At 48.8% G+C, this 17785-nt stretch carries 14 protein-coding genes and 2 pseudogenes; 15 read left to right on the forward strand and 1 reads right to left on the reverse strand.

Features of this window, described 5'->3' with window-relative positions:
* Positions 1-337: 337 nt before the first annotated feature.
* Positions 338-913: an imidazoleglycerol-phosphate dehydratase HisB gene (gene hisB / locus HF974_13330; protein ID MBC2699285.1), complete on the forward strand. Its 576-nt coding sequence runs from the start codon at positions 338-340 to the stop codon at positions 911-913.
* Between the two features lie 240 nt (positions 914-1153).
* Complete coding sequence (locus HF974_13335) at positions 1154-1348, forward strand: hypothetical protein (GenBank protein ID MBC2699286.1); 195 nt, start codon at positions 1154-1156, stop codon at positions 1346-1348.
* A gap of 36 nt (positions 1349-1384) precedes the next feature.
* Here the strand turns inward: HF974_13335 and HF974_13340 are convergent, their stop codons facing one another.
* Positions 1385-2254 (reverse strand): cation transporter, encoded by an 870-nt coding sequence (locus HF974_13340; protein MBC2699287.1) that lies wholly within the window; start codon positions 2252-2254, stop codon positions 1385-1387.
* Between the two features lie 116 nt (positions 2255-2370).
* Between HF974_13340 and HF974_13345 the strand changes: the two genes are divergently transcribed.
* The 13 genes and pseudogenes from HF974_13345 to HF974_13405 all read left to right on the forward strand — a co-directional run bounded on the left by HF974_13345 (position 2371) and on the right by HF974_13405 (position 17698).
* Complete coding sequence (locus HF974_13345; protein MBC2699288.1) at positions 2371-4281, forward strand: phosphoadenosine phosphosulfate reductase family protein; 1911 nt, start codon at positions 2371-2373, stop codon at positions 4279-4281.
* 206 nt (positions 4282-4487) lie between these two features.
* Positions 4488-4694 (forward strand): annotated as a pseudogene (locus HF974_13350) (tyrosine-type recombinase/integrase).
* Positions 4681-5112, forward strand: a pseudogene (locus tag HF974_13355) (SAM-dependent DNA methyltransferase). Before HF974_13350 ends, HF974_13355 begins: the two co-directional pseudogenes overlap by 14 nt.
* 298 nt (positions 5113-5410) lie before the next feature.
* Positions 5411-9208, forward strand: a complete 3798-nt coding sequence (locus tag HF974_13360; GenBank protein ID MBC2699289.1) for a hypothetical protein — start codon at positions 5411-5413, stop codon at positions 9206-9208.
* Between the two features lie 237 nt (positions 9209-9445).
* Positions 9446-10852: a hypothetical protein gene (locus tag HF974_13365; protein MBC2699290.1), complete on the forward strand. Its 1407-nt coding sequence runs from the start codon at positions 9446-9448 to the stop codon at positions 10850-10852.
* A 1438-nt stretch (positions 10853-12290) separates the two neighbouring features.
* Positions 12291-13358 (forward strand): radical SAM protein, encoded by a 1068-nt coding sequence (locus tag HF974_13370; GenBank protein MBC2699291.1) that lies wholly within the window; start codon positions 12291-12293, stop codon positions 13356-13358.
* Between the two features lie 61 nt (positions 13359-13419).
* Positions 13420-13734, forward strand: coding sequence for a DUF2551 domain-containing protein (locus HF974_13375; protein MBC2699292.1), 315 nt, complete (start codon positions 13420-13422; stop codon positions 13732-13734).
* Between the two features lie 24 nt (positions 13735-13758).
* Positions 13759-14571 carry an aspartate dehydrogenase gene (locus HF974_13380; protein MBC2699293.1) on the forward strand — a complete coding sequence of 271 codons (813 nt, stop codon included), beginning with the start codon at positions 13759-13761 and terminating at the stop codon, positions 14569-14571.
* Positions 14572-14744: 173 nt separating this feature from the next.
* Entirely contained in the window at positions 14745-15488 is a 744-nt protein-coding gene (locus HF974_13385; protein MBC2699294.1) for an ABC transporter ATP-binding protein, read from the forward strand.
* Positions 15489-15491: 3 nt separating this feature from the next.
* Complete coding sequence (locus tag HF974_13390; protein ID MBC2699295.1) at positions 15492-16166, forward strand: ABC transporter permease; 675 nt, start codon at positions 15492-15494, stop codon at positions 16164-16166.
* 674 nt (positions 16167-16840) lie between these two features.
* Positions 16841-17071: a hypothetical protein gene (locus HF974_13395; protein MBC2699296.1), complete on the forward strand. Its 231-nt coding sequence runs from the start codon at positions 16841-16843 to the stop codon at positions 17069-17071.
* A complete protein-coding gene (locus tag HF974_13400; protein MBC2699297.1) occupies positions 17068-17451 on the forward strand; it encodes a type II toxin-antitoxin system VapC family toxin in 384 nt (127 codons plus the stop codon). The genes HF974_13395 and HF974_13400 overlap by 4 nt, the downstream gene beginning before the upstream one ends.
* Positions 17452-17545: 94 nt before the next feature.
* Entirely contained in the window at positions 17546-17698 is a 153-nt protein-coding gene (locus HF974_13405; protein MBC2699298.1) for a hypothetical protein, read from the forward strand.
* The last annotated feature ends 87 nt before the right edge of the window (positions 17699-17785 follow it).

The following is a 17785-nucleotide window of genomic DNA, read 5'->3' on the forward strand; positions in this document are numbered from 1 at the left end:
AGCGGTTGATTTTAGTCACGTTGGCAGGGGATGACATGGAATCCAGAACAACAACATGTATATTTCGGGCATTTGGGGAGGGAGCGGCCCTGCCTCGTGCTGAACAAACCGAAAGGTATAATAGTACGTTTTCTCTGTGTTCTCAGTGGTAAAATTACAATTAGCTGAAGATTTAAGTGTTGAGACATTAGCATCGATGATTTTTATTGAAGTCATCTATCGATAACTTCTATCGAAGTCATCTATCGAATATTAGGTTCTTGACTATAATTATTGAAAGATGCAGGAAATCATACAAATCATACTTTATGCAGTGAAAAAACCAGGACGTAGGGATATGAGAATTGCAAAACAGAAACGTAAGACCAGGGAGACTGAAATTGGAATGAAACTTAACCTGGACGGCAGCGGGTCTGCCGATATAGATACTGGTATCGCTTTTTTTGATCATATGCTGACTTCACTGACCAGGCATGGTGGACTTGACCTCACTATAAATGCCACTGGGGATGTGCATGTGGATGAGCACCATACTATAGAGGATGTGGGTATTGTGCTGGGAAAAACCCTTGAAAAAGCACTGGGTGACAAAAAGGGGATAGTAAGGTTCGGGGAAGCGAGGATACCCATGGATGAGGCGCTGGCAGAGGTAGCGCTGGACCTGGGGGGTAGGAGTTATCTTGCTTTTGATGCACGGTTCATGAGCCCGAAGGTGGGCGATTTCGGCACCCAGATGACCAGGCATTTTTTTGAGTCTTTGGTCAGCAATGCGGGTATTAATGTGCATATGAAGGTGGAAGGTGAGAACGACCACCACAAGATCGAGGTGCTGTTCAAGGCTTTTGCGGTGGCGCTGAAGCGGGCTGCAGCTGTGGTTGGGGACGATGTGCCCAGTACCAAGGGTGTGCTGTGAGACTTTGCCTGGTAGTTTGGTAAGATACTATCTGTTAGAGTTTACCCCTTCATTTCTACTGCAACTAATAATAGTGTAGAATGTTGCAGGGACTGGGAATATCCGGCCTTGGGACAAAATTACTCAATCTGCAGTCCCATAATTTCGCAGTCTTCTTCAGTAAGCTCCACCACACGGACATAATACTCGGCAGAAAATCGTTCTAAAAAATCTATAATCCGCTTTTCATACTTATCCTGAATGACAAATACCCCACGTATGAGCTTACGATATGGGATATCATCCAGGATATTCGAATACAATACTTGTGAGTTTCCCGAAACCAACTGGGATCTGTATGACTATGCTCAGATCAAAGAGTTTGCCAACTACTTAAATGATCTAAGAGATCTTGTTGATGAAGCTGACAAACGAATGAAAAAACTGACTTGTTAAAGATGGGATATATATCATTCACTGTCTCCTTCCAGTTTAATCTTTTCCTGAAATAATTTCAGGCTCAAGATGCACAACCACATCCTTTACACCTTCCACCCTCTCCTTGATGCGGTTCTCAACTGCATGGGCTAAGCAGTGCGCCTCATCCATATGCATATCTGCCCTTACATGCACGTGCAGGTCCACATAGACATTATCGGCTGTACCCCTGGTCCTGATATGGTGGCAGTCCTCAACCCCCTTTATTTCCAGTGCAATCCCACACAGCATATCAGTATCCAGGACCGATGTGTCCAGCAGAGTGAAGGATACTTCCCTCACCACATCCAGCCCGGCCTTGGCAATGACCAATGCGATTACGATACCTGCAACTACATCGATCATAGGGTAGCCTGCCTTAACTGCTATCAGACTGCAGATAACGCCAATAGATACGAAGATATCACTCCTGGTGTGGAGGGAATCGGCAACCAGTATCTGGCTGTTATATTCCCTGCCCTTCCGGCTTTCAAGTATGGTGACAAAAAGGTTAACGGCCATGGTACCCAGCATGATGGCAAAACTCAATGAGGTGACCCTGGGGATAGAAGGTTCATATATGGTTTGAATGGCACCCCTGGCCACTTCGAACCCTGTGATGAGCAGCAGGCCGGCTATGAACAGCGAGGCGAACTGCTCATGTTTGCGGTGCCCGTAGGGGTGGGATTCATCGGGCGGACGGGACGCCACCCAGATACCCAGCATTCCCACCGTGGTCGATGCACCGTCCATTAAGGAATGGAAACCGTCAGCCTTCATGCTGATAGAACCGGTCAGGTGACCGTATACCAGCTTTGCAAATGCTACAACCAGATTCAATGACAGCGCTAAGGCCTGTACTTTAATTATCTTTTTATATTTCATGTCCACGCCTGGGAATTGACCAGTCTATATCATTTTACGGTCTTTATCAGTATACAGTCAATATCAGTATATTATCCGGCACAATATTTCTATACTTCTCTATCATATGATGCCCCATGACAAAGATATACCTGGGAAAAATGGTGCTGCACTGGTGCCCCCAATGCGATCTACCGGTACTGGAGCCCATATGTGCATGCGGCTCACCTGCTGGTAAGGTCAGGGTTACACCGCCCGGTGATATCAGGCCCACATTCCCCCATGATATTAACCTTATCAATGCTACTGCTATAACGCAGTTCGGCAGTCCCTTGATACCTGACGGGACTATCGCCATCATGAATAAAGTGCCATCGGACGACAGGATGGAAGAGATCATAGCCAGTGGAGTGCCCCTTGCCAATATCAGGTTCGATGTGGAGTCAGGTAAGTGGGTACTGCTGCCCAGGATGGAAGGGGCAGCCAGGATATTCACTAAAATGGAGGGGCGCAGCAACTGGGTGGTGATCGACGAATCGGCAGTACCGTTCATAGAAAAAGGTGCCAGCACGCTGGCACCCGGCGTTATCGATGCCGACCCTGGGATCATCCCGGGCGCTGAGGTGATAGTGGTATCGCCTGATGGCATACCTGTGTCTGCCGGCAGGGCTAAGATGAACGGTAGGGAAATGGTGGAAGCCAAAAGGGGCGTGGCTGTCAAGACCAGGTGGAGCGGGATTGTTGAAACAGTTGCAGCACCCGTCCCCCATTCATGGGATGATGTAGTTACTGCTAATCTTAATATCCTAAAAGATTTTGAAGCTAAAGCCCATGCGTTTATCAGGAACGTGTCCCAATCCACAAACCGACCTGTAAGTGTATCATACTCGGGGGGCAAGGACAGCCTGGTCACCTTGCTGCTGGTAATGGACTGCCTGGATGGCTTCAATGTCTTGTTCGCTGATACCGGACTGGAGTTCCCAGAGACACTGGAGAATGTAAAAGAGGTTGGCAGGCATTACGGCCTGACTGTGAAAACCTTTTATGCAGGGGACGTGTTCTGGGACTCAATCGATACTTTCGGACCACCCACGGTTGAGGCGAGATGGTGCTGCAAGACCTGTAAACTGGGCCCGATCTCCACGCTCATTGAAGAGAACTTCCCAGAAGGCTGCCTGACATTTATCGGTCAGCGCAAGTACGAAAGCGAGGGCCGGGCCAGGAGTGATAAGATATGGAAGAATCCCTGGATAGGTAACCAGATAGCGGCCTCGCCGATCCAGAACTGGACTGCGCTGCATATCTGGCTGTACCTCTTCTGGAAAGGGGCGCCGTACAATCCGTTGTATGAACAGGGGTTCGACCGCATCGGCTGCTGGCTGTGTCCCTCGGGAAGCATGGCTGAGATGTCGCGTATTAAGGATATTCATCCTGAAATGTGGGCCAGGTTCGAGGAGAAGCTGCACTCCCATGCAGAGAAGTTCGGCTACGGGAAGGGCTGGGTAGATTACGGGCTGTGGCGCTGGCAAAATCCTCCGAAAGTGCAGCGTAAAATGGCAGAGAGGCTGGGCATCAACCTGGTACCTGAAGGGTTCGGCGGGGAGATGGAGTTCTCAATGGTGTCTGGGTACAGGCCATGTAAGGCTGGCGGGGTTTCGGCTGAGGGTAGTTTTGGTGTGCCCCTGAACCTTGAGGCAATCGAGGGTTCGGGTATGATGAGAGTGCTGGGTGAGGTGCATTCCATGGATGGTGTGATCACATCCAGCCAGGGTGAGGATAATGTGCAGGTGTTCGCATCTGGCACTGTGACTGCCAGGAGCGATACTGATGCCAGAGCCAGGCGGTTGATGAGGGGGGCCGAATCTTCGATCCGGCGGGCGCTGGAGTGTACGGGCTGCGGGCTGTGTGTGGGTAAGTGCAAGGTGCGGGGTGTGAAGGTTAAGGATGGGTGGGCTATGGTGAATGAGAACTGTACGCATTGTGGGCTGTGTTTGAAAGCATGCCCGGTGGTGCGGTATTTGAATACCAAAGATCTATCGAATATATGATGAGTATACTTAACGTAGAATCGAATTTGGGTTAATTATACATGACACACATTAGACAGGTGCTGCCGGACTCCAATGAATAGTGGAAGGGTATAAGTTTTTAGTGGATGACTATTTTGGGTAGCTATCCTAAAGTACTGAAAGTGACTGGAACGATTTTAAATTTTGATATTCACTTAACATAGTTCCAGGAGGAATCGAATGCCACGTTTTACTCTCTTAGACATAGTTTTGCCACATATCTACTGGAAAGTGGTACAGACATGCAGTATATCCAGGAGTTGCCTGAGCACAAAAGTTCAAAGATAACAGAAATATATACACATATCTGTACCAAGAATGTAGGTAAGTTTAAAAACCCATTGGATAGTTTACAGATAAAAGAAGGAGAATCACTTATTGACCCAGCTTGAATACATCGAAGCTATTGAAAAGCGCCTCTGGGGTGTGGTGGACACAATGCGGGCTAACTCCAACTACGCCAGCAACGAGTACTTCCTACCCGTGATGGGGCTGGTGTTTCTCAGGCACGCCTACAGCTGCCATCTTGCGGTGAAGGGTGGTATCGAGGCTAACCTTCCCACCCGCGGCGTCAAGACGCGAGCGCTGACCAAGAAGGATTTCTCCGGGCAGGGCGCTATTTTCCTTCAACCCAGGGCGCAGTTCGACCATCTCGTGGCCCTGCCCGGCAGCGAAGACCGCTCCAAGGCGATCATTGAAGCAATGGAGTCTATAGAAGGCGACTACGACAACCTGCGTGGTGTCCTTCCCAAGAGCGAATATCAGGAACTGGATGACGATGTACTCGGCCAGCTCTTGCGGACGCTCAACCCCGACGAGCTGGCGAAATATAATGAGTCACTCACCCAAGCCCGCAACCTCCTCCTGCCGCGCTTGATGAATGGGGAGGTTGTCGTTTGAGCTTAATTGTTTTCGTCAAACTCATTGCTTTGTGCGAATGGTTTACTGTAAAGCATAAACGTACTGTAACCTCAACCAGATACTCTCAAGCCGCTGTCGGTCTTGACGAGGGTTTGAGTGAACGGAGCGTTGGGTGCGTTAACATCTATGTAGCCATGTTGGTTTTTATGGCGACGATACGGGCAAGCATGCTTTTGGAGGCAGTCTGATGCCAGCCTTTGTAACCAACGGACCCGATATCCCAGAGAGTCTATTGCGGGCACACGAAGATGGCCGTGTTGTATTTTTCTGCGGCGCTGGCATTTCATACCCGGCAGATCTGCCGGATTTTTGCGGTTTGATGGATCGGGTATATAGGGAGTTGGATACGACGTGGACGCAGTACCCAATCGAGAAGCAGGCTTATGATAATAAACAGTACGATGCGATGCTGGATCAGTTGGAACGCCGCTACCCCGGTCATCGCTTTAAGGTCAGAAAGGCGTTGGCAAACGTTCTCAAGCCCAAGTGGCGCAAAAAAGGCGCTACAACGACCCACCAGGCACTGCTGCAACTGGCTATTGATCACAAGGGCAAGACCAGGCTAGTTACCACCAACTTTGACCGCATTTTCAAGTCCATAATAACACGGCATAAGCCTGAGATTCCGAGCTTTGATGCTCCTCTCCTGCCCATTCCAAAACCGACCCGTTGGCGTGGTGTGGTGCATCTGCACGGTTTATTACCTACTTCGGCCGACGAAACTGCGCTCAATCGCTTGGTTTTGACCAGTAGCGATTTTGGTCTGGCATACCTCACTGAGCGTTGGGCGGCTCGTTTTGTCAGCGAGTTGTTCCGAAATTACACGGTTTGCTTCGTCGGTTATGGCATCAACGACCCGGTATTGCGCTACATGATGGATGCGCTCGCCGCCGATGAGTTACTTGGTGAAACTCGACCTGAAGCCTATGCCTTCGCAAACTTCCGCGATGGCGAACGGGACCAGGCGCAGATCGAATGGGAAACTAAAGGTGCCATTCCGCTGCTATACGAAGTGCCTACGGATACACAAAATCACTCAGCGCTTCATCTCACCCTCAAAGAGTGGGCTGACACGTATCGCGATGGTGTGAGTGGCAAGAAAATGATTATAACGAAGCATGCGAGTACGCCGCCGTTGACATCGTCGCGGTCAGACTTTGCCGTCGGTCGCGTGCTGTGGGCATTGACAGACTGGCTGGCAGCCAAACACTTTGCCGACCTAAATCCCGTTCCCCCATTAGAATGGCTCGAACCGCTGACTAAAGCCCAGTTTAGTCATGACGACTTGGCGTGCTTCGGGGTGGTTCCCAAAAGCGAAAAAGATGAAAATCTGATTTTTAGCGTCATTAGCCGTCCAGCACCGTATACACATGCGCCCTTGATGTGCATTGTTGACATGGGTGCCCAGGTAAGCTATTGGGACGAACTCATGTTCCAATTGGCACATTGGCTCACGCGGCATCTCGATGACCCTAAACTAATACTTTGGTTGTCCAATCAAGGCGGCCAGTTGCATAAGCGATTCGCATCTATGGTCCGGAGTCGAATTGAATACCTTGATAAGCTGGTACACGATGACAATCAGACTGAACTCGAACGTATCCGCGCTGCTGCTCCCAGAGCCATACCAAGCCGATTAATGCGTATCCTCTGGAGGCTGCTGTTGTCCGGGTGTGTGAAGTCACCTCAAATCAATTTAGATCTCTACGATTGGTTACGCCGCTTTGAGCAGGACGGCCTCACGCCGACCTTGTGTATGGAACTACGTGAGTTTTTGAGGCCATATGTGATTCTTCGTGAACCATTCCGTTGGGACGAAGAAATAACCGACCTGCACGAGGCGAAGTCCATTAAAGATCTTGTAGAATGGGATATCGTACTGTCCAGCGATCATGTTCATTCCATGTTGCGCGATCAGGCGAACAAGCCGGGTTGGCAGGCGGCACTACCAGATTTGTTGCAGGACGTCACCGTTCTACTGCGTGATGCGCTCGATCTGATGCGGGAATTAAGCGGCGCAGAAGACAAGAGCGATTTGTCCTATCTCGATCAGCCTTCAATCAGCGAGCACGAACAGAACATAGGTTTTCCCGACTGGACGGCATTGATCGAACTCACACGCGATGCTTGGTTGGCTACGGTGCAGACCAATCCAGCACAGGCACGGCATGCCGCAGAAGGCTGGTGGCAGGTGCCTTATCCGCTATTCAAACGGCTGGCCTTTTTTGCTGCGACACAGAGCGATGTAATTCCTCCTCCTCATGCGCTCAGCTGGCTGCTGGCCGATAATCACAAGTGGCTGTGGTCAATTATAACCAAGCGCGAAGCAATACGCCTGTTGGTGTCACTAACGCCAAAGTTGGATGCATTGGGGATAACTGAATTGGAGCAAGCCATTTTGGAGGGGCCACCGCATGAGATGTTTATGGATGACCTTGATCCACAAGAGTGTGCACGCATCGTGGATCAAGATATCTGGTTGCGACTGGCAAAAGCGAGTGCTTCAGGGGCAGTACTCGGCCACGATGCCAGTACAAAACTGGCTGATCTGACACTACAATATCCAGGTTGGAAGTTGGCTGAAGACGAAAGTGATGAGTTTCCGATTTGGATAAGCGAAGATGATAGGTGGCGCAATTTTGTCCCCACACCACGCCACCAAATCGAATTGATGGAGTGGCTCAAACAACCCGCCAGATCAGATCAGAGGCAGGAAGACGACTGGCTTCAGCGCTGTCGTGACGACTTTTCGACTACCTCTGGCGCCTTGTCTGCTTTGGCTCAGGATAAGGAGTGGCCCATCGAACGCTGGCGCGAAGCACTACAAGTTTGGGCAGAGGATAAATTGATCGAACACTCTTGGAGCATGGCGCAAGTAATTTCCAAAGCACCCGATGATGTAATTCAAGCACTTTCACATAGTCTCGGCTGGTGGCTGCAAGCACAAGCCAGAATCTTCAAGGGTCGTGAGGAGCTGTTTTTCGCTCTCATTCGTCGTATTCTGGAATTGGAACTCCAAAATGGGGTGCATAAGGATTATGACCCTGTGTCTAGTGCAATCAACCATCCCGTCGGACTCGTGACGAAGGCGTTACTACACTGGTGGTATCAACAGAAGCCGAAAGACACAGAAGGTCTGAGAGACGAGGTCAAACCTCTATTCACTAAACTTTGCGATACGGGAGTTGAGAAGTTCCGCCACGGCCGCGTTTTGCTCGCAGCCCACGCGATTGCGCTGTTCCGAGTGGATGAGAAGTGGGTGAGAGAGTGTCTACTGCCCTTGTTCGACTGGCAACTATCTGAGGTTGAGGCACGTGCGGTCTGGGATGGCTTTTTGTGGTCACCTCGCCTCTACCTACCGCTGCAGTCAGCCATCAAACAGCCGTTGTTAGAAACAGCGACACACTATGAGGAACTCGGTAAGCACGCCGAGCAGTATGCGGCATTTTTGACCTTTGCAGCCTTAGACCCGGGCGACACATTCACAACCAAAGAATTGGCGGAGGCGACGTGTAAATTACCTGTGGAGGGCTTGCAAAGTGCGGTGCAGGCAGTTATCCGTGCTCTTGATGGCGCTGGTGAACAACGTGGGGAATATTGGCGTAATCGTGTTCTTCCGTACTTTAATTTGGTTTGGCCCAAAACCATTGTTGTGATGACACCCACGATATCGGAGCTTTTCGGCCAGCTCTGCGTGGCTGCACAGGAAGCCTTTCCAGAGGCGTTGGAGAAGTTACAGCACTGGCTACAGCCAGTTGAACATCCATTTTATCTTATTCATCTCCTGAACGAAGCGAAATTGTGCAATCAATTTTCATCAGATGCTCTGGTGTTTCTGGATACTGTTGTTGGTAATGATGCACAGTTGTTGCCACAAGAACTTAAGCAGTGCCTGGATGATATTGAAAAAGCCGACCAGACATTGGCCGAGGATGCGCGTTTTGTTCGGTTGAGTCAGGTTTTCGAAAGGCATGGCATTTCCTGATGTAACGGGAGAAAGACAAAAGCATGATTGAGAAAATGTACGTTACTATGATTATTAAGACGACACTGAAAAACAACGAATCATGAGCACTAGCAATTACACCGAAGACACCCTCGTTCAGCAAACCATGGTCGAGTATCTGGATTCACAGCTCGGCTGGGAATCGGTCTATGCCTCCAACAACGAGGACTTCGGACAGGACCGCCTACCGCGCTTGATGAACGGGGTGGTGACAGTATGAACGAACACACGCTTTCCAACCTCATCGCCCTCGGCGAAGGCTTCACCACTGAGTTCAAACGTACGGTTACTTCCAGCCTCGGGCGGGAGATATGCGCTTTTGCCAATGCAACAGGTGGTATCATCCTGATTGGGGTGGATGATGATGGTGAGATTGTCGGGGTTGGCAAGCACAATAAACTTAAGTCTCAGGTCCAGTCCATCGCCCGTTCTGCCGAACCCCCCATCGCGGTTGATGTAGAGAACATTGGCGAAGTACTTTGCATCACTATACCTGAACAACACAGCAAGCCCTATTCCTTTAGCGGCAAGTTTTTCATTCGCGAAGGTGCGACCTCGCAGCAGATGGCCCGCAATGAAATCCGCGAGTTTTTCTTCAAGGAAGGGTTGATTCATTTTGATGAAACACCCTGTACCAATTATGATCTGGAACGTGACCTGACCCCTGAGATCTGGAGCCGTTTTATTCAGCACGCCCGTCTTCCGGATGGGCTGGAGACTCGTCCTGCATTGGATAACCTGCATCTGACCAAAGACAGCAAGATGACCCATGCCGGTGCCTGGCTGCTGTGTGATGACATCACCTGCTATACCTTGCAGGCGCATGTAACCTGTGCGATGTTTAGGGGAACGACCAAAACCTACATCCTAGACCGCAAGGATTTTGCTGGCGATCTCTATTCAATCTACGAAGACTGCATGGCCTACTTGCAGGCCAAGTTGAATACTGCTCTAATCCCTCATGCGAGAGGCCGGGACGAACGGCTGGAGTTGCCAGCAGATGCCCTCCGGGAAGCCCTGGTCAATGCCATTGCACACCGTGACTATCGCTCAACCGCCAATGTGCAGGTGTACGTCTTCTACGACCGTCTTGAGATTGTGACGCCGGGCGGCCTGCCCGCTGGGATGCGCGAGGAGGATTTGGGAGTGAAAAGTGTGCCGCGCAATCCATTGCTGTTTGGAATGTTCTATCGTATGGGGATGGTGGAACAGGTAGGCAGTGGCATCAAACGAATCCGTGAGATGTGTCGCGATTATGGAGTGGCTGAGCCAGTGATTGAGGTCTCGGAGAACTGGGTGACAACCACGTTCAGGCGGCCGATCGAACAAGTTGAAGACCAGGTCACGGGTGAAGTCACGGGTGAAGTCACGGGTGAAGTCACAAGTGAAGTCAAGCAACTACTACATGTCCTCACCAGCGGCTCCATGATGAGAGCCGAACTGCAGGAAGCGCTCAATCTCAAGGGACAGACAAACTTCAGGGATCGTCATCTTACGCCGGCACTTGAAGTGGGCCTGATTGAGATGACCATTCCAGATAAGCCAAAGAGTCGCCTGCAGAAGTATCGACTGACCGAAAAAGGCAAGGCTTTACTTAAGGAGTTGGAAGGTGGATCGTCATGAATCCCGTCCCCTACACCTAAGACACCCTTATCCAGCAGACCACCGCCGAATACCTGGAGCAGTAGCTCGGCTGGGACTCAGTCTACGCCTACAACAACGAGGACTTCAGACCGGACAGCCTGCTGGGTCGTGCATCCGACCGTGAGGTAGTGCTGACACGCATCCTGCGTGAGAAGCTCATCGAACTGAACCCGCACCTGCCCGATAAGGCCTACGATGACGCAGTGCGCCAGATCACAGTCACCGACGCTGTGCGGGTGACCATTTGGGATTTCCTTTGGAGCGACAAAACGGGGTTGCCTGTGGAGAGTTACACATAGGATGATCTAAAAACAATATCTAATGAAGTATTTAGGCATGTTTACCGGGTATATCCATCGGTTCCATCGCCGTGTTATGCAGAAGCTGCATGAAAAGATAAACGAAATATTTACAGAACCGCGCCCGCCTCAGTCAAACACTACGATAGATAGCGCCTGGATGCTCTGTATGCGAGCTGCGGCCTCGGGCAGTGGTGGACATATTGGGGCACCTCTGCAGCTGTTGAAATAATCGAATAAACAGCAGAGGTTCGTAGAGCGTATTTACTTTTCTCTGAGCACTCGGCGGTTCATCTTAAACTGATTACAGCTCCTGTTAGTTTCTTCAATCATCCCACCGACAGCAACCAGGTTTTGCAATGTGCCAACCGCGTGCTAACCCATGATTGCTTCCCTCACAAGTTCAAATCCGTGTAAATCCGTATCCTAAAATATTGCCACCCCAGCCCCCATTTATTCACTACCTCGCCACCCTCTGCAAACATCTGCCTGCGCTGCCGTCAGCACTCACCCTGCCGCCCCTCCTGCTCGACCCCATAGCCTGCATCTCGTTGCTCTATATGCGGGCAGCGGTCTCTGGGGTTGGTTAATGCTGCCGATAGCGGCCATGGCTGTTGAAATATATAATCTGTGTAATGTGGTACAGATGAAGAACTTCAGGAAGCAAGGCAATTGATAAGAAAAATTCCACAACATCCTTTAGTTAAATCTGATGTGAAAAGACCTGAGATCCTTCAGGATTTTGTTGCACTTGTTGAGGATGAGTTTAATAAAGTCCCCGAGACAGATATTAGCAGGTGGCTGTCTAATTTTATTGACACAGATGCTAGATCGACGCCATAGTTGGTAGTGTTCAGAAAAATAAATGGCCTTTATAGTGGTAGTATTTAGTGAGATCTGGGACATGGAAAGATGATGTGAATCCAACGAGGTCTAAGACCGTAGCGTGGTATCAAACGGAAACTATGGGAACTCGGGAGGGCCATTATGCTCTCCTTACAAGGGTAGGAGTTTGCAATATCAAGCCAATGAACGGTAAGACACGGTTTAATGTAATAAAAAATCTCCAGTTAGTTGCCCTAAATTTAATGTTCAGCAGAACATATATTCCTCCTATCATGGAACATGAAAACGGATCCGATTCATTCTACACCCATCTTCCACACGGCTGCCAGCTCTGCTACGAAGGCGCCAAAATGGTACTCTTCGTGACCGGATTATGCCGCAAGAGCTGTTTCTACTGCCCGGTCTCTGAAAAACGGATGCGCAAGGATGTAACATTCGCTAACGAGCGCCCGGTATCGTCAGATAATGAAATCCTGGACGAAGCCCGCAGCATGAATGCCCTGGGCACCGGGATAACCGGGGGTGAACCACTGCTGGTGCCGGACAGGGTACTTGGTTATATCAGGCTCCTGAAAACCAGCTTTGGCAGGGAGCATCACATCCACCTTTATACTGCCCTGTCCCCTGATAGAGAAATTCTAAAAGAGCTTAAAGTGGCAGGACTCGATGAGATACGATTCCATCCGCAACCGGAAATCTGGGACCATTTGCCAGGGTCAGGGTTCGCCAGGTCGCTTGGAATTGCAAAGGGACTGGGTATAGATGCAGGTTTTGAGATACCTTCCCTGCCAGGTTCAGAGCAGGTTGCAGATTTTGCCATGGATTGTGATGTATTCATCAATCTGAATGAGCTGGAGTTCTCAGAGACCAATGCAGAAGCACTGAAAGCCCGGGGTTATTCTGCTATGGATGATGAAAGCTGTCGTGCGGCCGGGAGCAGGGATGTGGCGTATAGTATTATCCAGCAGGACCCGGGGTCAAAGGCACATTTCTGTTCATCCCGCTTCAAGGACGCTGTCCAGTTGCGCAAGAGGCTGCTACGAACTGCCCGGATACTGGGCCGTGAATTTGATGAAGTGAACCCGGACGGTACATTATTCTATGGGGTGATACAAGGAAATGTGGACGGGATCATAGAGATGCTGACCGGACTGGACGTGCCCTGGCAGCTTTTTGAACCGCTGGATGGCAGGGTGGAACTGGCTTGTTGGGTGCTGGAGGAGATTGCACCGGAAATTGGAGACCGGTTCCAGTCATGGTACGAAGAATGCTACCCCACATATGGCAGATTGGTTGTTGAACGAATTCCTATAGATACGGCTGTAGATTTCACTATTTAACGCCAACTTTTATTTACCTTAAAGTGAACATATTGAATCCCGGTTTTACTGATTAATATTGATGGTGGTAATACTGAATAATACCAATAATCAAGTCAAAGAACGGCTAATTAAATATTTACGTAAGGATGAGACCAATCTGCGTAAGACTGTCCTGCAGATGTTCCTTGTCGGAAAAATCTATACTACGAACGACATCTATAAAAACCTCATGCAGCAGGGCTTTGACTTGAACTATCGTGGCGTCTCTGCAATGGTGGGCCTGATGAATACCCGTCTTGGTATCCTTCGTGTTGATGTGACAAGAGAGCACAACCATTATTCTTTAAAAGATGATTTCAAAGAAATCGTACAGACTGTGCTGAATAATTTTTAATAAATACTAAACAGGTGTGTTAATATGCTTCGTGTAGGAGTTGTAGGGTGTGGTGCGATCGGGTCCTTTATTTGTCATGCCCTGGATACTGAGATCGAAGGTACCCGGCTTGTTGCCGTACACGAACACCATACAGAACTAATGGAAACTCTATGCGCCAGCCTGTCCTGTAAACCAGGGATGGTGAAGATCCGCAAGATGGTAGAAATGGTAGACCTTGTTGTAGAAGCTGCAGCACCCGAAGCTGTGCCGATAGCAGCAGTTACTGCTCTTGAGAATGGGTGTGATGTAATGATAATGAGTGTAGGCGCCCTGGTCGATTCCGACCTGATGGACAGGCTGTCGTCCCTGGCACTGGAAAATAACTGTAAGATATACCTTCCTTCAGGAGCAGTAGTGGGTATTGACGGGATCAAATCCGCATCCATAGCTGGAATAGAATCTGTTACTCTCACCTCGACCAAACCGCCCAGGGCTCTTAGCGGAGCACCGTACGTTGTCGAAAACAATATTGACCTGGAGGGTTTCAGGGAATCCACGGTAATTTTCGAGGGTGCTGCCCATGATGCTGTGAAAGCCTTCCCCGCAAATGTCAATGTGGCTGCTGCCATCAGCCTGGCAGGTATCGGTGTGGAAAAAACAAGGGTACGCATAATAGTTGACCCGGCCAGTGACAGGAACCGACATGAGATAGAAGTAGTAGGGGACTTTGGCAGGTTTACTACACAGGTCGAGAATGTACCTTCCCCGGAAAACCCGAAAACAAGCTATCTGGCCGCCCTGTCTGCCGTGGCCACACTTAAAAAGATTGCAAGTCCGCTGCAAATCGGAACTTAAAAAAACCAGGAAAGAGTAGTTATACTACTCCGCATGTGTAATTCGGAACTATAGATAAAAGCCACAGAAGTCACAGAGAACACAGAGGTAGGATTCAAAGCTGCGAAAAAGGCATCTCTGTGACCTCTGTGTTCTCTGTGGCAAAAAATTACAAAAAACAGACACGGTTTAGTATATTTCTAAAATATGTAACGGAGCAGATAATCATTATTTCCATCAGGCATCTGTCAAAGACTTTCGGAAACCATACTGTGCTTCGTGATATCAACCTGGATATCAAGACAGGGGATTTTTTAACCATATTCGGTCCCAACGGTGCCGGCAAGACCACCCTGGTCAAGATCATGTCCACCCTGGTCAGCCCCACTTCAGGGACTGTGCTTGTACATGACCTCGATGTTAAGAAATCACCACTGGAAGTGAGGCGACTTATCGGTGTTATCTCGCATGAGACCTACCTGTACCAGGACCTGACTGCAAAAGAGAACTTGCTGTTCTTTGGTAGGATGTACGGTATGCACAGAGATAAGCTGGAGGCAAGGATACACGAACTTGTGAATGAAGTTGGGTTGCAGTACAGGCTGGATGACAGGGTAGGTACATTCAGCAGGGGTATGAAACAGCGCCTGAGCATTGCCCGGGCCATCCTGCATGACCCGAAGATACTGTTCCTGGATGAACCCTACACAGGGCTTGACCAGCATGCAGCAGCTACATTTGATTCTATCTTAAAAGAACTTGATGTATCAGACAAGACCCAGGTCATGGTATCCCACGATATCGAGCGTGGGCTGGCACTTGCCGATAAGGTTGTCATCCTGCATGGCGGGAATATCGTGTACGAAGCCGCTAAGGATAAGATGGAAGGCGTGGAGCAGTTCCGCCATACCTATGAACATTATGTCAGGGAGGTGTGACAATTGAAGGATTTCCTTTACCTGGCCTGGAAGGACCTGCTAATGGAGTTTCGGACCAAGCAGATGCTGAACAGCATGGTCATATTCTCGCTGCTTGTGATCGTCATATTCAACTATTCTTTCAGCAACATCCTGTTCAATGTCGAAGTAGCAGATATAGCGCCCGGTATATTGTGGATAGCTTTTACCTTTGCCGGAATGCTGGGTCTGTCCCGTTCATTTGCAAGCGAGATGGAAGAGGGGTGCCTTGATGGACTGAAATTATGTCCGGTTGACCCTTCCACCATTTACCTGGGTAAGGTCGTGTCCAACCTGGTCATAATGTTCATGATCGAAGCCATTATTGTACCCCTGTTCATTGTCCTGTTCAATTTTAGTGATGTAAAGGGGCTGGCCGGTCTTATTGTCATAATCCTGCTTGGTACGATCGGGTTCATACTGGTAGGAACATTGTTCTCGGCCCTGACAGTCAATATGAGGACAAGGGAGATCTTGCTTCCTGTGATACTGTTTCCTATCATTATACCGCTGATCATGTCTTCCGTCATGGCGACCCAGAAAGTGCTGTCAACCGGCGACCTGTTTTCTGCAATCGACGAGATCAAGCTGTTGGTCGTTTACGATCTGGTATTTTTTATTGCAGCGCAGCTTGTATTCGAGTATGTAATAGAGGATTAACAGGCTATGACCTGGCAGGAGTGGAACCAGGGACTGCCAAGAAATAAGTTGGTAAATTTAACAGAAGATTTGTGTAGATACACAGCACATACGCCAATATGAATTATAGTTTGCTGTATAACAGTCAATAAAATATTAGACGCAGATTGAAGCTTGTCGCTCACTGTTTCACTGCAAAAGGCGCAAAGTCCGCAACGACAATGTTACCTTAACTTTGTGTCTTTTGAGTTCTGTGCAGTCCAATAGTATATTAATTATATATTTTAACCGCCATAGCGCAGCCCCCACCGCACACCACTTCTCGACCCACGCTCTGCGCATGAGCACCCACACCCGGTCCGCAGTGTCAGGGATGGGCGGTAGGTCGAAGGCAGGAAGGGCAGCGCAGGTGAGTGGAGAAGTGTGAGAACGGGGTGGGGGCTGAACAGCATTTCAATATTAACAATAGAAGACGTAAAGAATAAAAATGAGACTTTTTATTTTATTCTGGTCAAGTACGATAAATGGATCATGATACAGAAGTTCAACCACAGAGAACACAGAGAACACGGAGCGTTATTGTCTCCTCTGTGCTCTCTGTGCACTCTGTGGTTATAAATCGTTCCAGGATATAATAAAAAGTCTCATAAAAATGACAGGCATATTTAAATACACGAATAAATACACTTAAACATATGGCTCATAAAACATTAACTATCTCAGAAGAAGCTTACAAAAGCCTTGTTCAGCTAAAAAAAGAGGGGGAAAGCTTTACTGCCCTTATAAATCGTATAGCAGAAATCGTCAGAAAAAAGCCGTTAAAAGAATTTGCCGGAAGATTGAAAGACGACAAATTTGAAAAGGCGGCCATTGAAATAAGGTCCAGTGGAACTGATATTTCCCGTTTAGAGCGTACAAAATTATGACCATTCTGGATACCGATTATCTGGTAGCTCTTCTTAGAGGTGATGCAGATGCAGCCGCTTATGCTGATAAGATCAAAAACCCAAAAACTACCATCATCAATGCTTTCGAACTCTATTACGGGGCAGACCGTTCCTCAAAACCCGATAAATCCCACATAGAAGTAAATTCTTTACTGGGGTCTATGGATATACTTAGATTTGAAATGCCCGCTGTACTTACATCTGCCAAAATCCAGGCTGAACTAATGAATGCCGGCAATCCTGTAAATATCCTTGATGTTCTGATTGCAGGTATTGTGATAGTAAACAACGAAGAGTTTCTGACAAGAAATGTCAAGCATTTCAACAGAATCAACGGTTTGAACTGGAAAAAATGGTAATCGTAGTGATAAAGAATTTGCACTGAATAATTAGTGCAACGGCATGTGTGCACATATTATTTATCAACAATTACAGGATGGTACATAACGTTCCATGCAGTTCGAATCTCACACGATCTACAAGGGTGGCTGCCACACAGCGGCCCTGACGGGCTGCGGTGGCAGGGTATGGTGCAGAGAGGCGGAGCGGTGGGAGAGTGAAGCACGAACATGGGGTGGAATTAGTTTTATTTTTACCGCCGATTAAGGAGGGAGCGGTTACCCGCTCCTCCTCATCTTAGAACGGTACGTGAGACTTTAACCTCATGCCGCTCAAGCATCTCATAACCCTTTC

Source organism: ANME-2 cluster archaeon, assembly GCA_014237145.1.
Classification (GTDB): domain Archaea; phylum Halobacteriota; class Methanosarcinia; order Methanosarcinales; family Methanocomedenaceae; genus Methanocomedens_A.